At 34.7% G+C, this 15532-nt stretch carries 16 protein-coding genes and 1 tRNA gene; 11 read left to right on the top strand and 6 right to left on the bottom strand.

Features of this window, described 5'->3' with window-relative positions:
* Window positions 1-99: 99 nt before the first annotated feature.
* From NMY3_RS16340 to NMY3_RS16320, 5 genes are all read left to right on the top strand, one after another.
* Window positions 100-1086: a cupredoxin domain-containing protein gene (locus NMY3_RS16340; RefSeq protein ID WP_196816865.1), complete on the top strand. Its 987-nt coding sequence runs from the start codon at window positions 100-102 to the stop codon at window positions 1084-1086.
* 240 nt (window positions 1087-1326) lie between these two features.
* The gene (locus NMY3_RS16335) at window positions 1327-2307 is read left to right on the top strand and encodes a hypothetical protein (protein WP_196816864.1); all 981 of its coding nucleotides are present in this window, start codon (window positions 1327-1329) and stop codon (window positions 2305-2307) included.
* A gap of 476 nt (window positions 2308-2783) precedes the next feature.
* Window positions 2784-4190 (top strand): SLC13 family permease, encoded by a 1407-nt coding sequence (locus tag NMY3_RS16330; protein WP_196816863.1) that lies wholly within the window; start codon window positions 2784-2786, stop codon window positions 4188-4190.
* A gap of 257 nt (window positions 4191-4447) precedes the next feature.
* A tRNA-OTHER gene (locus NMY3_RS16325) sits at window positions 4448-4508 on the top strand.
* Between the two features lie 201 nt (window positions 4509-4709).
* The gene (locus tag NMY3_RS16320) at window positions 4710-4997 is read left to right on the top strand and encodes a hypothetical protein (protein ID WP_196816862.1); all 288 of its coding nucleotides are present in this window, start codon (window positions 4710-4712) and stop codon (window positions 4995-4997) included.
* 348 nt (window positions 4998-5345) lie between these two features.
* Here NMY3_RS16320 and NMY3_RS16315 read toward each other — a convergent pair whose 3' ends face one another.
* Window positions 5346-6560, bottom strand: coding sequence for an alpha/beta hydrolase family protein (locus NMY3_RS16315; RefSeq protein ID WP_196816861.1), 1215 nt, complete (start codon window positions 6558-6560; stop codon window positions 5346-5348).
* Between the two features lie 87 nt (window positions 6561-6647).
* Here NMY3_RS16315 and NMY3_RS16310 point away from each other — a divergent pair, with 87 nt between their 5' ends.
* The 4 genes from NMY3_RS16310 (at window position 6648) to NMY3_RS16300 (ending at window position 8493) form a co-directional block, all read left to right on the top strand.
* On the top strand, window positions 6648-6809 hold the full coding sequence (locus NMY3_RS16310) for a hypothetical protein (RefSeq protein ID WP_196816860.1): 162 nt from the start codon (window positions 6648-6650) through the stop codon (window positions 6807-6809).
* Window positions 6810-6900: 91 nt separating this feature from the next.
* Window positions 6901-7029: a hypothetical protein gene (locus tag NMY3_RS16945; protein ID WP_257719992.1), complete on the top strand. Its 129-nt coding sequence runs from the start codon at window positions 6901-6903 to the stop codon at window positions 7027-7029.
* Window positions 7030-7516: 487 nt separating this feature from the next.
* Window positions 7517-8023, top strand: coding sequence for a hypothetical protein (locus NMY3_RS16305; protein ID WP_196816859.1), 507 nt, complete (start codon window positions 7517-7519; stop codon window positions 8021-8023).
* A 131-nt stretch (window positions 8024-8154) separates the two neighbouring features.
* Window positions 8155-8493 carry a hypothetical protein gene (locus tag NMY3_RS16300; RefSeq protein WP_196816858.1) on the top strand — a complete coding sequence of 113 codons (339 nt, stop codon included), beginning with the start codon at window positions 8155-8157 and terminating at the stop codon, window positions 8491-8493.
* A 603-nt stretch (window positions 8494-9096) separates the two neighbouring features.
* Here NMY3_RS16300 and NMY3_RS16295 read toward each other — a convergent pair.
* The 4 genes from NMY3_RS16295 to NMY3_RS16280 form a co-directional block, all read right to left on the bottom strand.
* Entirely contained in the window at window positions 9097-9765 is a 669-nt protein-coding gene (locus NMY3_RS16295; protein WP_196816857.1) for a hypothetical protein, read from the bottom strand.
* Between the two features lie 120 nt (window positions 9766-9885).
* Window positions 9886-10065 carry a hypothetical protein gene (locus NMY3_RS16290; RefSeq protein WP_196816856.1) on the bottom strand — a complete coding sequence of 60 codons (180 nt, stop codon included), beginning with the start codon at window positions 10063-10065 and terminating at the stop codon, window positions 9886-9888.
* 558 nt (window positions 10066-10623) lie between these two features.
* Complete coding sequence (locus tag NMY3_RS16285) at window positions 10624-11655, bottom strand: alpha/beta fold hydrolase (protein ID WP_196816855.1); 1032 nt, start codon at window positions 11653-11655, stop codon at window positions 10624-10626.
* A gap of 272 nt (window positions 11656-11927) precedes the next feature.
* Entirely contained in the window at window positions 11928-12965 is a 1038-nt protein-coding gene (locus tag NMY3_RS16280; RefSeq protein ID WP_196816854.1) for an alpha/beta fold hydrolase, read from the bottom strand.
* 1228 nt (window positions 12966-14193) lie between these two features.
* On the opposite strand from NMY3_RS16280, the gene NMY3_RS16275 reads away from it, so the two are divergent.
* Together NMY3_RS16275 and NMY3_RS16270 are read left to right on the top strand one after the other, a co-directional pair.
* Window positions 14194-14337: a hypothetical protein gene (locus NMY3_RS16275; RefSeq protein WP_196816853.1), complete on the top strand. Its 144-nt coding sequence runs from the start codon at window positions 14194-14196 to the stop codon at window positions 14335-14337.
* Between the two features lie 227 nt (window positions 14338-14564).
* Complete coding sequence (locus NMY3_RS16270) at window positions 14565-15092, top strand: hypothetical protein (protein WP_196816852.1); 528 nt, start codon at window positions 14565-14567, stop codon at window positions 15090-15092.
* Between the two features lie 126 nt (window positions 15093-15218).
* Here NMY3_RS16270 and NMY3_RS16265 read toward each other — a convergent pair whose 3' ends face one another.
* Window positions 15219-15527 (bottom strand): hypothetical protein, encoded by a 309-nt coding sequence (locus NMY3_RS16265; RefSeq protein WP_196816851.1) that lies wholly within the window; start codon window positions 15525-15527, stop codon window positions 15219-15221.
* Between the last annotated feature and the right edge of the window lie 5 nt (window positions 15528-15532).

Raw genomic sequence — 15532 nt, 5'->3', positions numbered from 1 at the left:
TTTAAAGAAATTATAAGTATCTAACAGACCCCAATTGAGTATTGTGATTGATTAGTTGGCTACACATATTATAAGTAATGATTGAAATAGGATGACAATATGAAAACTTGTGTTCTTTTTGGTGTTATTTTATTAATTGTTGTTAGTATTGGATGGTCATATAACACCAGCGATGAACCGTTCTTTTCATATGGTCAAGGACAACAATCCAAAGACATGATAATTACAATACCGAAGGGCTCTGCAAATCCCGAGGTTGATATTACAAATCTAACTCCCAAACAATGGTACGATCCAAGAGAAATCACTGTAGATGTGAATGACACTATAATATGGACTAACAATGATACGGAATCTCATACTGTGACAAGCGGTACAGGTGGCGGATTAAACAGCTTATTATCAAATTCCAAAGGTAAGCCTGATGGTTTATTTGATAGTGGATTATTCGGTCCAGATAAAACCACATCCATAAAATTTAATCAATCTGGAATATATCATTATTTTTGTACGGTACATCCTTGGATGGAAGGCATAGTTCGTGTTCAAGGTAATAATACAAATGTTCCTTCTTACGCGGTCGATGAATTCCAAAAAAAGATTGCCGATTTTCCTCTGTATAACTTCACAGACAATGATAAAGTAGAGATAGGGCTTTCATGGGCGCCTTCCTCCATAACTACAAATGTGCCCGTAAATTTCCTAATGGATTTTTTCGAATATCCACAAAACACCAGAATGCATCTTTGGCCGTATAATTTTGTGATCCTGCAGAATAATACTGAAATCTATAGAACATCTGATATAGCACAAGTTGGTTCTTCTTCTCAAACTTTTGCCTTCAATTCCACAGGACCGACTATAATAAAGATCGAAAGTGCAGATAATAAAAGCTCATTTGTACAGTTTGGTACCACAGTCTACAAAAATCCATATAATACCTCAAAAGAGATACAAAATGTATCAAACAGTTCTTTTAGCTTACTGTCTCCACTAAACCTTGTATACTTTGTATATGCCATTATAATTGTGCTGCCCCTATTTCTTGTTACCATAATAATATTGTATAGAAAGAAAAAGATCTGATAGACTTTTTAAATATCAGAAATTTACGCATATAAGGTAATCAAAACACTTATCCAGACTTCTACTTCCCTTGTCGCAATCATCTTATGTCATAATGCCAATTTTCTTCGATGTTCATGCTCAAAATAAGGTAAAATACATCTTAAATACATTATTCCATCAATTATACGTATTGTGAAGGTCGTCATTTCCTATATTATAATCATCATTTTCTTATTTGGAATGGTAACGAATGGGAATTTGCTTAAGATAGATCATGCTTTTGGTGATGGATTATTCATGGAACAATTATCCGCATCTTTGGGTGACCGAGCAGCTGATCTGCTGATAAAAATGAATCCTCCGATAGTAACCACAGAAACAATCAAGAATCAAGCCCAAAAACCAACTGTTGAATTCAAGCTATTTGATTCTAAGACAAATCAAACATTCAAAGAGGTAACTTATTTTATTACAATTCAAAAAGACGGAAAAACTTTGTTGTCTGACTGGTTCTTTAATCCTGATGGTGATTTGTATATAGAGATGCAACCTAAAAACCAGAATCAAATATCTGTCTATGGTGAATTAGATCCAATACTTAATGCATATTCTAGCAGAGCGAATTCTCCTGTGGTAGCTTCTGGACCAATATTTATAGACGGTGGGTTGTATAATTTTATTGTTAGAATAGTCACTGTGGACTACTCTCGTACTATTATTCCTGACGATCAGCAACCTGAATTTAATAGTTGGCTTAGTATTGGAGCGGCAAAAAACGCCAATTTGGATATAGATGGTAAGATCATACCCACCAAAGTTCTTTCATACTATGATGAGATAGGTAATATTACACACGATAAGGCAGCAAACTCGATTAATTTCACAATGCCTTTTAGTTATGATCTTAAAAGACTAAATGATCCAAAGAATGCCGTATTTGTTCATCAAGAAGTGGAAGTTCCAAAACCTAGTGTACTGTCAGCCGACGGTGCTTATAGGGGAGTTGCAAACGGCAAAGACGTGACTAATGTTTTGATGGTTGATGGGAACAATCAAACAAAAGACGTGGTACACTTTATGATGACTAAACCGGTGGTCCTTCAAATAGCAAACGATTATTTGAAAAATAATAGCAACAATACGAATGGAATGATGACATTCTCGTTAATTCCCTCCAAAAATGGATCGGAAGCGATGAATGGTAATATGAATATGACCATGGATATGGGTGTGAAATGATAGGATTTTTTGATCGAATTGAAAAGAAAAGTACGAGGGAGCATACAACATTAACAATCATTTCTTTACTTGTTAGAAAGATGTAATAGAGTTTAGTTGTGAGATTTAATAATTTATAATTTTAATTGCGAACAGAAATAAGAAAACCGCAAATTTTATTCGTTCTAGACATTAATAGTTGTGTTGTGAGGATCTAAAACGACATAGTTACATTTTAAGCTAATCTATAATAATAAGTCCAGCTGATATATGTGAAATTATAACTTGCAAATCAAAAAGATACTTGTACCCTATGATTATTCTAAAGGTAAAGGAACGGGAAGCGTACTAAGGAAGGTTTCAGAAGGTCTATTATGTCTTACCACCATAATTCGATGACTTTTATTATTTTTGAACTAATCCCTATATATAGGACTTCTTTAACCAAATGGGTGTAATAATTGCAGAAGAAATATTTTCTAGGTATACTCCTAATTGTGATTTACATTGTATTAATTTTTACTATTCCTCTTTTAGTGTTTGAAAAAAGTGTTACTCCTATCTTAGCTGGCATCACTATAATTATGATCGCCATTTATGTCCTCCTTGGACTAGATATTATTCATAGAACAGTCATTGCAATGTTTGCAGCTATCGTTTCTATTATCTTGGCAATTGCATTAGGTTCTTTTCTTGCTGAAGAAAGTCTTGATTTTGTAATAGAATCTATTGACTTTAACACCATCGGTCTTTTACTTGGTATGATGATAATGGTGGCAATATTGGGAGAAACAGGCGTTTTCCATCAGGTTGGTATAAAATTGGGGAAAATAAGTAAAGGGAATGTCTGGATCTTGATGTTATTGTTATGCACTTTTACTTCTGTTGCATCAATGTTTGTTGATAATGTTACTACCATATTACTCATGGTTCCTGTTACGCTTTCTATTACAAGAACGTTAGGAATACACCCTATACCATTCATAATAGCTCAAGTTTTGGTTTCAAATATTGGTGGTGCTGCCACATTAATTGGAGATCCTCCCAATATTTTGATTGGTTCGGCTGCTGGAATAGACTTTAACTCCTTTTTGAAATACATGGGACCAACAATTGCAATCATCTTCGGATTTTCCTTACTGTTAATAAAAATCTTCTTCAAGAGAGAGTTAAAAGGTGAACAGAAATTAGAGCAGCAAGAAGATATTCAAGAACTAATGCATAGAGACGAAAATGCAATATTGATTCACCATAAAGGATTGCTTGTAAAATGCTTGATTGTGTTAGTCGGAGTAATTATCCTATTTTCTTTACAAACTATTACTCATTTAGAAGTGTCAATAATAGCAATTGGAGGAGCTGCAATATTATTAATAGTCAGCAGAGTACCACCAGAAAAAATCCTACATGAAGTTGATTGGGCTACCTTGCTATTCTTTATAGGTTTATTCGTTATAGTAGGGGTTGCAGTACATGCTGGATTAATAACAATTCTTGCAAACATGGCTATTGATATAACTGGTGGAGATCCTTGGATTACCTTTGTCATGGTTATTTGGATGTCAGGCATTACTAGCGCCTTTGTGGACAATATCCCCCTTACAACTACCATGATTCCTCTTGTTCATTCACTAAATGGAGATCCAACGATTGCAGATTCGTTTGGTCCTGAAAGTGGTTTTCAATTTAGCCCATTGTGGTGGGCCCTTGCATTGGGAGCCGACCTAGGAGGAAATGGGACTTTAATAGGATCTAGTGCAGGGGTAGTAGCAATAGCATTAAGTGCAAAATTTGGACATTATATTTCTTTTACGAGGTGGATAAAAATAGGATTTCCATTTATGTTAATAACTCTGGGAATAGGAACAATTGTTCTATATGGTTTTCTTATGCTAATGTATTAACATGATTTGACTAATTGGGTATTCACATTATGAGTTCCATTTTCAGCCACATGTAATAATTAGTCCCTTGAAAAATTAAATAGATTTGGGAGCTAGGGGTCTATATCTATCTACAGTTCTATTTTTGGAAAGAGGTGGAATTCGTGATATTAGTTCTGCTAGAAAAATTGCCTTTAGACAAGGGAAAATATGGAATAGTTGCAAGTAGCAGTGCACAGCATTAAGTTATTAATACCGCTTGATTAATTTTATTTCAAGCGAGGTTGGCCCAGCCTGGTTAAGGTAAACGAAGTGCGGGTTCAAATCCCGCACTTCGCACCTTTTGTTTATGGATTTAATAAAACCAGGTAGAATTGTTACTTCAATGAACTACACATCTATCTCTATTCTTTTAATATTTAATTAAAATAAATTTGATAATTCAATAAAAGTTAAATTATAATGTCATACTTTTAATATAAATACAATTTTCTGAATATTTAATATAAGTTTATATATTCTTTTATTCATGAAAAGTTAATGAATTATCATGGATTGGCAATGATTACCATTGTAGCATCAATTGGATTATTGATGACCGCAATGATTTCAACCGGTTTTAGCAGCGTATCAGCAGCAAAACAAGATAATCCTAATGGATTTGGAAAAGGTGCCTCAGAACTTGGTAAATCTGGTCAGATGGGAGAACATGCCTCAGAGCAGGATGAACCTCGACTAGGTATTGGAAATGTAGGAAACGCCATTTGTGGAGAAAAACTAAAACCTGGTGAATTGGCTGGTGTCTTGAATGGTGGCGGATGCCCTTGATTTATTGAAATAAATATAGGAATTATAACCTATACAAATTTTCATACTTTTTTATGTATCTTAGTATTCCAGAGAATCGGTTGAAAAATATTGATTCGATTAGTCCTTCATTTTACCGAAGATCTTTATTGCTTCAAAAAGACTTTCTTTAGGTTAGCAAATTAAACACTCAACTAATCTACATAATCCTTAATTGTTGATTTTTAATAATCTGTAAAATCTCGGGTTCAAATAGAGCGGTTCATCCGTGATCCCGAGCAAGGATCGAACCAGCAGAAGTTTCGATAATTTGTTTTGTGCCATTATTAATGAATAGATGCATTAAAAATAGACAAAATTGAAACGAGCTTATCTTGAGTGTAACTCCAACCATGAATATAGATCTGCCAAAACATTAGGTTGAATAGGTCCTACCACTGTTTGCCATTTTGATGATGGATAAAAAACATGTCCTAGTTCGGTGTAAGTCATTAATGTGTGATCAGTATGATTTACTTCATTAAGCTTCTGATGCAATAAAAATGCTTGTTGAACTGGTGTTTGAGCATCATTTTCTCCATTAAGTATTAGAATGCCAGTAGAGTTAGATACGTTACCAATAAAGCTCAAATTCGTTGGCATATCAGCTAAAGACTTCCATAGGATCGGACATACTCCAGTAGTATCGCATTTTAGCAAATTAAATGCTGTTATGTTTTCGTACCCCTTTATCAGAAAGGGTTTAAGTTGTTCATCAATATTTATGAACCCACTACTACCAAATTCCTTCATTAACGCATTAGTTATCTCTTTGGTATCATTAGTATGCAAAAGAGAAGAAGGTAATAAAAAGTTCTTTAATAAAGAATCTGTTACTATTTGTCCTACGGATATCAATCCCGTGTTATTACTATCTAATACTTGCATAGCGTATTCCAATGGCAATGAAACGTCTTGATAGTACTCTACATCTTTTAAAGGGTTTTGAGCTAGGACACCCATAAGTATAATGTTGCTTACCTTTGTCGAATTATCCACTGCTACTCTTGGAGCATACAATGTACCTTCGCTATGACCAATTATGCTTATCCTATTTGGATCTACTTCAGGCTGCTGTACGAGAACATTCAAGGCTTTTTTGCTATCTTGAATTTGATCATTGACGGTATTATTTCCCCATACATTTGGGTTTAAAATAGTAAAACTTTCACCTACACCTCTTTTATCAAACTTTAGTACCGCAAATCCCCTCTCGGAAAGATATTGAGATATCTGCCAGAATGGTTTAGTATCTATAGTCAAGGTTTCATTCATGTCTACCGCACCTGAGCCAGGAATAAGTAACACCGCTGGGAATGGGCCTTTACCTATGGCGGGGTAAGATAACTGAGCATTAGTAGTTATTCCGTTACCAAGATCTAGTGTTAGGTTTCTATATTTGACCGTTTGAATATCAGACTGTGCCAACGCATTTTGAAATACAGATGAACCAAACGACGATAAATATGCTGACAAAATTAAGAAAATACCAAAAAATATACCTAAAACTATCAAGGGTTTTCGCTTAAATCTTATTAAAAGCATTAACAATAGCAATAAACCTGCTATATATAAACAAACAATGATTGTTAGAATAAAAGTCAATCAACTTCGGTAACTAAAACCATTAACGTGGGTGATTTTCCAAGCGGCTTCCAATATAATCCTAATAACAATTACATGTATGTACGGAATTTTGGTTCAGATGACGTATCAGTGTTAAGTAGTGCTACAATAACTATTGGACCAGCACCTAATTTACCCCATGGCCTAAAGCCGATAGTATTTCACTAATTTGCCTGGATGACTTAGTAGAGTATTAATTAGAACAAAGAACTACGTCCAAGATTTTACTCAAGACATGTTGAGCAAAGAGTTGATAGAAATGTCACCTGATAATGTATCATTTATTCTGAAAATTGATTCAGGTATGCGAAAGGTGGGAGTTAATAAGATAATTGGTTTCAAAGACCATTTGGAAATTGACTTTCTCGATGAGAGTAGTGTAATGTAGACTATCCTAATGACTTTCTAGAATTATCAAATAAAGTAGAATCAGCATTATTAAACTCTAATATGAGATTGCCAAACTATGCAGTAAAAAGAATAGTAAACTATTTTGAGGAACACAAGTATAAAATTGAGAGGTGCATTAGAGAATCAATCTAAGGTGATTGTTTTCCCAAGTTTTATACTCTAAGACAATTAATTGTCGTTTATTATAGTATTGTAGTTGACTAAACAGATTTAACACAAATAAAATAGGTAGCTTGACGAAAGCTACTCGACGATTAATATTGTAAAGGAGTAACAGATAATATAATTGTATTCTTATTGCATATATCACTTATTAACTAAATAACCTGTTGGACAAAGTTTGATATAATACTCATACCTTTCTTTCATATTAGCTTGTATATACAAATTGAATCGCATTATATCTAAGATCTAGACGACAATTAATTCTACGACTCTAAGATTCTTAGAGTTTTTGCAAATAATTGGCAATATTTATATATTATCTTTTTGATGACACCAAACATGAAGGAATTAACAATTCCCCAAACCACTCTTTTAACAATCTTAATATAGTTTTGATTCCAATTATTCTCCTCACAAGTGCATCAATTGTTGGTCATAGTGATGCACGAAATATGACTCCTTATAATTGCGGTCGTATTCCAGATAGTGGAACAATAGGTAAAGTGGTATGTTGTGCACATGAAATTGGTACAACTAACGGCTGGTGTACCAAATGTGACAATACGCACCCCCCGAGCAACTGCGGACCCGCTTATCCTGTTAGAGAAGACAAAGGCGGTGATACTACCAATCCTAAAGACAGTGGCGGAGTCTTAAGTGATAATGATGGTTCAAGCAACTCAGATCTTCCAAAAGGGATAGACCCATCTACAGGTGGAACCTTTAACGATAATAGTGAGTCTAGCAATCAAGACAATTCAAAAGGGATAGACCCCAACAACAATGGTGGAGTATTCAATCAATAGGTTGATGAAAATGAAATCCTTCAGGAAAATTAAGCCAACCCAAAATAATTCTCTGATACCGATGATGACGGTCACTATAACAATCATGATAACTATCGGATTGATTTCAAGTTCTTTGGTATCGGGCGCCCTTGCAGAAAAAAAGATCACCTAGAGATGTATGTAAAATTAACCAATATCTATGTCGGTGTGATTCTTTAACTACAGAAGGTAACGCAAGATGTTGCACTAATGATAACTCTGGACGCCAATATTGTGATATATGTGATATAGATCTTACAACGGGTGACTATATTAATTGCCATCCAGAAGATAGTATTAAATTCCCTAGCCAGACAGATCTTCCAGATAACAATACTGTAGGTGGAATCTTTGAACAAGAAGGAGGAGGAGAACACAATTTTGACAAAGGAAGTAATTTCGATAATACTACTACAACAACGGGTACATTTAATGAGGATAATAACTGATCAAACCAGTAGTAGAGTCGAATGGTGTATCATGAGAGGGTAGAGAGACTCCACCTAATTAAATCGATACAACAGAAAGGACATTTGTATGTTATTAAAGTGAGTTTGATTTAGAATTTTAAGACCACGATTCAATTTCTCAACTAGGCTCAGTCTTGATATGTCTTCTCTTCCTTGACCACCCTTGTTTAGTTTTGTAGTCCAGATGTCTAATTTCTGGTTCTTTAATTTACCATATCTAAGAAAGTCCCTTGCAAAGTGTTCTTGTAACTAATTACGAACATCTCGTCTGTCAGTTCCCACTATCACAGTTTCAGTAGTGTTTATCCCAAAATCATCTAAAATCTCTTCAGTAGGGATTTTGATTATTCCCAAATGTATATCTATTGGAATTGGATAAAACTTGTAGCCATCGATGGAGAATTACTTTTATTATATAGAGGTAGTTGGGGGATAAGAGAGCAAATTAACATAATCATCTCCAAAATTAAACATTCAACTTATCATTGGATACAATCACTCAAACTTTTCGTAAAATTCAATTCTAATTCATCTCTCATTAGCAAAATGGCAGTCTTAACATAATATAGATTTAAAACTCCATTACTTGAAGATAGGTTTTAGTGTACAGTTAGGAGGTATTGGTCCTTTATTTGGGCAAGGAGGAGATGTTGGTGAATTATCTTTATTGTTATTGTTACTGCTTTTTGCTAATTGTTCATTATTAGTTTGCTGTAATTGTTTAGGATTGTTTTGATTGGATGTTGGATTGTTAGACAATATAGAATTTTGTTCTATAACCCCATTATTGTTTGGAACTTTGGCATTATCTTTTGGATTATGTTTTTGTGACGGTTGTTCTAATATACCTTCATTATTAGGAAAGTTTGTTTCACCTGTTGTTGGCGATTTTCGACTAACTTCACAGTTATAATTTTCACCAGTATTAGTGTTGATAGAACATCGTTCACATATCATTATATCATTTCCGGGAGTTGAACCGGGCGTAACCGTACAACATGTTGCAGTAAGGTCCTCAATGTTATTACCACAAGAACAAGTACCACCTGAAAATACATTACAAACATCTCTTGGAGAGGGACTTTTTGCTGCAAAAACATTTGATGATACTATTGAACCTGAAATCAGTACAATGGTTAGTAGTATTGCGATAATACTAATCGATACTATCTTTAAATTAACAAGGCCTTGTTTAGTAATTTGTTTATGCCACGGATTTGTACTATTTTGGATATGATTTGTAATATCCATAATAATTTAACATGGTAGAAGTATTTGAGATTTTGTCATAGATTCTAATACTCTAATACTCTAATAATTTAAGACAAAGTAAATCTTTTCGACATACTAATTGATGAAAATATTCGATTGTTATGGTCCTCGCCCTGCTCGGGCAAACTTGACCTGCGATCCTGGTCCTGGTTCACCCTGTTGACCGGAACCAATCCTCTGACCTGATAAATTATTACAACTAAGAGATGTGCTTTTATCCAATACACACATACTATTTTGATTAGTTTCTGAAACTTGATTTACTTTGAGATGCTTCATTAGCATCTTCATTTTGACCTAAATAATCACCTCATTGAGCAAATGTATATCCGATACTTGATAAACTAACTGAGATTAAAATCAACAAAGTGGATAGAATCATAACCTTAGCTTCAAATTTCATGAAAAGAAACCCCATAAAAGATAGTTAAGCATTCTCCAGAATTTACATTAAATAATTAATGTGGTAAAAGTTTAATGAATTTTGTTACAAGAATTAGTCGGCATATGGCCTTGGCTGCTTATCATACTCCGAAAGATCTTTTACCTTTGTCTTTCGTTCTATGTTATTCCTCAAAAACAGAGATAACATTTCTTGAAAGAACGTTCAACCAAAGACAATATTCAGTTAATATCTTAGTTATAATATAGGAATTGTTGCGGACATGGAATCACTGGATTTCCTCTTTCATTTTTGGGATTTGAACCATACAATAAAGCAAAGGGATCGCGGGTTCAAATCCCGCACTTCGCACTTTTTTATGATTGATTTGAACCCGCTTGTCAAGATGGTGTACAAAAATTAATGTCGGATTCTTCTTTCCTGCTTGGTCACCTTTACTTTATAGTCGACAAGAATGTTTCTATTATTTTACCGACTTCCTCTGGATATTGATCAGGAACGGCATGACTAGCATCTTTTATCTGTACTAGCCAGGCTCCTGGAACTTTATTTGCAATGACCAAAGAGTTTTCATGCGGGACGTAGAGATTATCGTCTGTTCCTGCTATAACTAACAGAGGCTTGTTTATCTTTGCAAGGTCGTCACAAGCACCATTCCAGTCGGAAGCCACCCAAGCAAATCCAGCGTTCTTCTGATTATTCAATGTTTCAGGTGAAACACTAGGTTTCATTTGCTGGAATGTAATGTTTTCTGGAATCGCTGCAGATTCTGGGTGTAGTTTTATCCAACCCGGTCCTAATGAGGCCGTTACAAGCGACTTCAGTTCATCCTGAGATACAGGTATATTATTTTGGGTTTTGTTTACAATATCTGCTTGTAATTTGTCAAACTCAGCAGGTCGAGGTATACCATCTTTCCCACCACAGGAACCAGCAATAAGTATAATACTACTAACCTTATCAGGATGCGTAATTGCAAATTGTTGCGTTATGTATGTACCCAAAGAATATCCAAGAACGTTTGCTTTTTGTATTTTCAAAGCATCCATTAAACCAGCAGTATCATTACCAAGTAATTGTATAGAATATGGCTCGGTCCCTGCAGTGGTATTTCCGATTCCACGACTATCAAAAATAATTACTGTGTGATTTGATGCTAGCCTAGTGAGAAGGGCTGGATCCCAAGCATCCATGTTATCAGAAGCACCATTGTGAAGTATCAAGGGATCACCTTTACCAAACATTTTATATGCCATTTCAATATCTCCAACACGGACTTTTTCTAATGGGATGTCTTGTGTATTTACCAAATTGTTAGTATTGCTTGAATTGGCCTGAGTAGCATTTGTTTGACCGTTCACTGTATTAGTAAAGCCATTGCCCATAGTCATACTTGAGAAAATTATAGCAGAAATGAATACTATAATGAAAAGATAGCCTTTTCTTACCTGTCTACTATTATTCATAACCACTGTCACTCGACGGAGTATATAAAGAGGGTGAAGTCTTGTGTGAACACTATCGATCAAATTATCCATCTCTGTGACCAATAACTAAAGATAGAGGGATCGCGGATTCTCATTCTTTATTTTCGGGATTTGAACTTTACAATAAAGCGAAGGGATCGCGGGTTCAAATCCCGCACTTCGCACCTTTTTGAGATTGATTTGAACCCCCTTGTCTACAATCTAATCAGGATAAGTTAATTAGATAACCAAATGCTTCATTCAATGGCTGTTCAATTGTTTGGGCTAGTAGTCGTTAGAAATGTATTTAATATCTCAGCAACCTCCGCCGGATATTGAATCGGTATTGCATGGCCAGCATCTTTTATCTGTATAAGCCAGGCTCCAGGGATCTTTCCTGCAATAATTAATGCATTTTGCGTTGGGATTATATCATCGGTTCCAGTTATGATCAGTGTTGGTATTGATATTTTTCTAAGCTCATCGCAAACCCCATTCCAATTAGATGCCTCCCAGTCTAGTGCTGCTTTGAACTGCTTTAAATTATTATCAGGAGTAATACTAGGGAACAGATCTTTTACTTCTGGGATAGGTATGGTTTCAAGGAAATTGGGATGCAGTTTGAGCCATCCTGATCCCAAGCCATCAGACAGAAGTGCTTTTACTTCCTGCGAAGTGACAGGCGTATCATTTGCAATTCTATTTATAACATCAATAACCCTTTTTTGAGGTTCAGGACTAGGAGGAATACTCTCTTTTCCACCACATGTTGTAGCAATAAGCACAAGTCTGTTAACCTTGTCTGGATGTGTAACGGCAAGCTGTTGAGCTATGAAAGAACCCAGTGAATAGCCAAGAACATCTGCCTTTTGTATTTTCAGAGCGTCTAGTAAACCAGCAGTATCATTAGCAAATTGTTGGATGGAGAACGGCTTTATACCAGTGGAAGTGTTTCCAACTCCGCGGTTGTCAAATACAATTATCGTGTGATTTGCAGAAAGAGTATCTATGAGGGAAGGTTCCCAGTAATTCATATCGGCCTGTGCAGGACTGATAAGCAAAATAGGGTCTCCTTTACCAAACATCTTGTATGCCATTTCAATATCTCCAACGTGGACTTTTTGAATTGGAATGTATTGTGTATTTACCAAGCCCGTAACATTATTGGTGGAGTTTGCTTGGGTAGTATTTGTTTGACCATTTACTATATTAGTAAAGCCATTGCCCATAGTCATACTTGAGAAAATTAGAGTTGATATTATTGCAACCATGAAAAGATGATCTTTTCTTATCTTACTATAACTATACATATGCAATTTCACTCGAGGAAGTATATAAAGAGGGTGAAGTGTTGTAAGAAGATTATCTTGGCCAAATTATCCCTCTCTATAACCAACAGCTAAAGATAAAGGGATCGCGGGTTCAAATCCCGCACTTCGCACTATTCGAATTTTGGAGGATTCATTAGATTTGTACCTGAATTTGTGCGGGAAATTTGCTCCCTTGATTCGATAAATCTATGTATGAATTCAAAACAGGTTTTTGGTTAAGAGCATCACAAGGTAAAGATATGTTAGATTTAGGGATCAATCATGAAAAAGAAAGAAGCACTACAACTTGTAAAAATGCAATTTAAATTGGATATCGAATCCTAGATTGATAAAGATGTTTTAAAATTTCTAAAAACTGATACTTATCTTGTTAAATGCTTTCAATACCATAGTAACCAAAATAATAAAGGTATTAGTGAGAAAAGCGCATCCAATGATGATAAATTTGAGCAAATATGTGCTGAATCAATATTAGACTTTGACATAAGTAACAAATGGGAAAAAGAGAGAAACAGTAATCTTTCAAATGCCGACCGCGTAACTTTGATTGTTAGATGTTCAAGTTTAGAATGTAATAAGATATACCCATATCCTCTTGAAGTTGAAAGAGAGTCATTCGGCAAAATATCTTGTAAATTTTGCAGGAAGAGTGTCATAAGATACTGTGATATTAAAAACCTTTTTTAGCGATAATCTAGAATCTAAAGCCCATTTCTAATATTTTATTAGAATCAAAAATAACATCTGTAGTTTCTGGTTGATAGTAATTGGACTCTTAACTGCTTGAGAGTTATTTCATCCACTATATTGTATCAAAATTCCATTTTATTAAAAAGTTGTTATATTTATTTGATTTCTATTTTTAGAAAGGTGGGTCTTGCATAAGCGGTGTGGACCTAGAGATTATACAAGACTCACTATGGAATTACTTTGGAGATTAGACACTACTTACATGAGGGGTTTAAAAACACCTTGTATTGCTAGTCTTTATTCACTTTAGTTACTACCTACTACTGCAAAAAGACAACTTAATAGAATAAATTGTGCGCATTTTAAGGCGTAATGCATGTTGGCTGTTAGAGTATAGAGAATTCTGATCCCGAATTTCACACTTCCTTCTTTTCTTCTATAACGGGGGAGTTTGATCCCAAAAATGAGCCAACTTTAGCTAATCATTCGATAATTAAATATCGAGGATTTTAGCACAGTGTCACAGGACAACCTTGTGTTTGAGATGGTGGTTACAAACGAACAATGGGTGGATAGCCAGACATATAACGTCAAAACAACTGTAGTTAATACTATTGAAGGTATACACTGCTCAGAAAACAACATCAACATTCAAGATTAAGAGCATTCTGGTAATCATACTCATGTACAATGGGGGCTGCAAAGACATACTTTGACCCTCCAATCTTATATAGACAGTCAATGACCCAAGATAACAGCATTGCAATGAACATCTCTAATAGAAAGTATAATGGATAGAAATTACTCCTTTTTTATGATAATATATGAGTGTCTTCAAATTTGAAATACACCGCAATATTAATAATCTAAAGATATAAAATGATTAACATGAAATATCAATATACATTTAAGAATGTTTCATTATTGCTTTTGGGATTTGTAATTGTATCTACTATTTTCATGGGTACACAATATGCTCATGCCCTTGATAATACCGACCTGTCTAAAAATAATGATTTGGGAAACCCATTTTTTGTTGAACATTATCAAACTGAGCTAGGGAAACTGAATATGACAAACAATAATGCTTCCGAAAGCTTTTCAGGCAAGGGAATAATTAATGGCACATTAGATATAACTGCTGATGTGAATGTGACTGAAACCTTCAGAGATACCGACACATCTTATCTGCAAGGAAACACAAAGTATGTTACTGATAATAAAGATATAGCAACTTATACCTTTTATGCAATTGCCAACTATCATGTAGGTGGTGGTTATGATAGCAACGGAATTGCTATTTTTGATGATGTTGCTACGGGTAATCTCTCCTCTTTGAGTAATTCAGTGGGGGTGTATAAGGACCATGTCGACAAAAATGGAACCGGGGAATTTCTTATGTGGCATTGGAGATAAATATAACTGCATAGGGAACGTTAAATAGGCTAGAAATAAACCTTTTATTTTCTCATAAAATATTTCAGACAATTATATTATTTGGAAACGAGGATGACTTGGAATTTGTACATATATGTAGAATCCTTAATTAGGTTCTTTCTTGATATGTCTTCTAATCCTAGTCCAAGCTTGTTTAGTTTTATAATCCATAGGTCGAATATCTGACTTCTTTAACTTTCCATATCTTTCAAATTCCCTGGCAAATGCTGTTTGTAACCTGTTTAGAACTTCATATCTATCAGTTCCTACAATCACTGACTCAGTAGTATTTATCCCAAAATCATCAAGTATTTCTTCGGTTGGAATCTTAATTATTCCCATGTGAATGTCGATAGGGATTGGATTAAATCCATAATCATCTATGGGATCTGGCTGGAACAAGAATCTGGGCATAGTTG

Source organism: Candidatus Nitrosocosmicus oleophilus, assembly GCF_000802205.1.
GTDB lineage: Archaea > Thermoproteota > Nitrososphaeria > Nitrososphaerales > Nitrososphaeraceae > Nitrosocosmicus > Nitrosocosmicus oleophilus.
This window is presented reverse-complemented; position numbering and strand designations above follow the sequence as displayed.

Excerpts from the sequence above, each read along its gene's own strand:
- NMY3_RS16340 (WP_196816865.1), top strand. The coding sequence starts at position 100 with ATGAAAACTTGTGTTCTTTTTGGTGTTATTTTATTAATTGTTGTTAGT.
- NMY3_RS16320 (WP_196816862.1), top strand. The coding sequence starts at position 4,710 with ATGAATTATCATGGATTGGCAATGATTACCATTGTAGCATCAATTGGA.
- NMY3_RS16315 (WP_196816861.1), bottom strand. The coding sequence starts at position 6,560 with ATGCTTTTAATAAGATTTAAGCGAAAACCCTTGATAGTTTTAGGTATA.
- NMY3_RS16945 (WP_257719992.1), top strand. The coding sequence starts at position 6,901 with ATGTCACCTGATAATGTATCATTTATTCTGAAAATTGATTCAGGTATG.
- NMY3_RS16295 (WP_196816857.1), bottom strand. The coding sequence starts at position 9,765 with ATGGATATTACAAATCATATCCAAAATAGTACAAATCCGTGGCATAAA.
- NMY3_RS16290 (WP_196816856.1), bottom strand. The coding sequence starts at position 10,065 with ATGAAGCATCTCAAAGTAAATCAAGTTTCAGAAACTAATCAAAATAGT.
- NMY3_RS16285 (WP_196816855.1), bottom strand. The coding sequence starts at position 11,655 with ATGAATAATAGTAGACAGGTAAGAAAAGGCTATCTTTTCATTATAGTA.
- NMY3_RS16280 (WP_196816854.1), bottom strand. The coding sequence starts at position 12,965 with ATGTATAGTTATAGTAAGATAAGAAAAGATCATCTTTTCATGGTTGCA.
- NMY3_RS16270 (WP_196816852.1), top strand. The coding sequence starts at position 14,565 with ATGAAATATCAATATACATTTAAGAATGTTTCATTATTGCTTTTGGGA.
- NMY3_RS16265 (WP_196816851.1), bottom strand. The coding sequence starts at position 15,527 with ATGCCCAGATTCTTGTTCCAGCCAGATCCCATAGATGATTATGGATTT.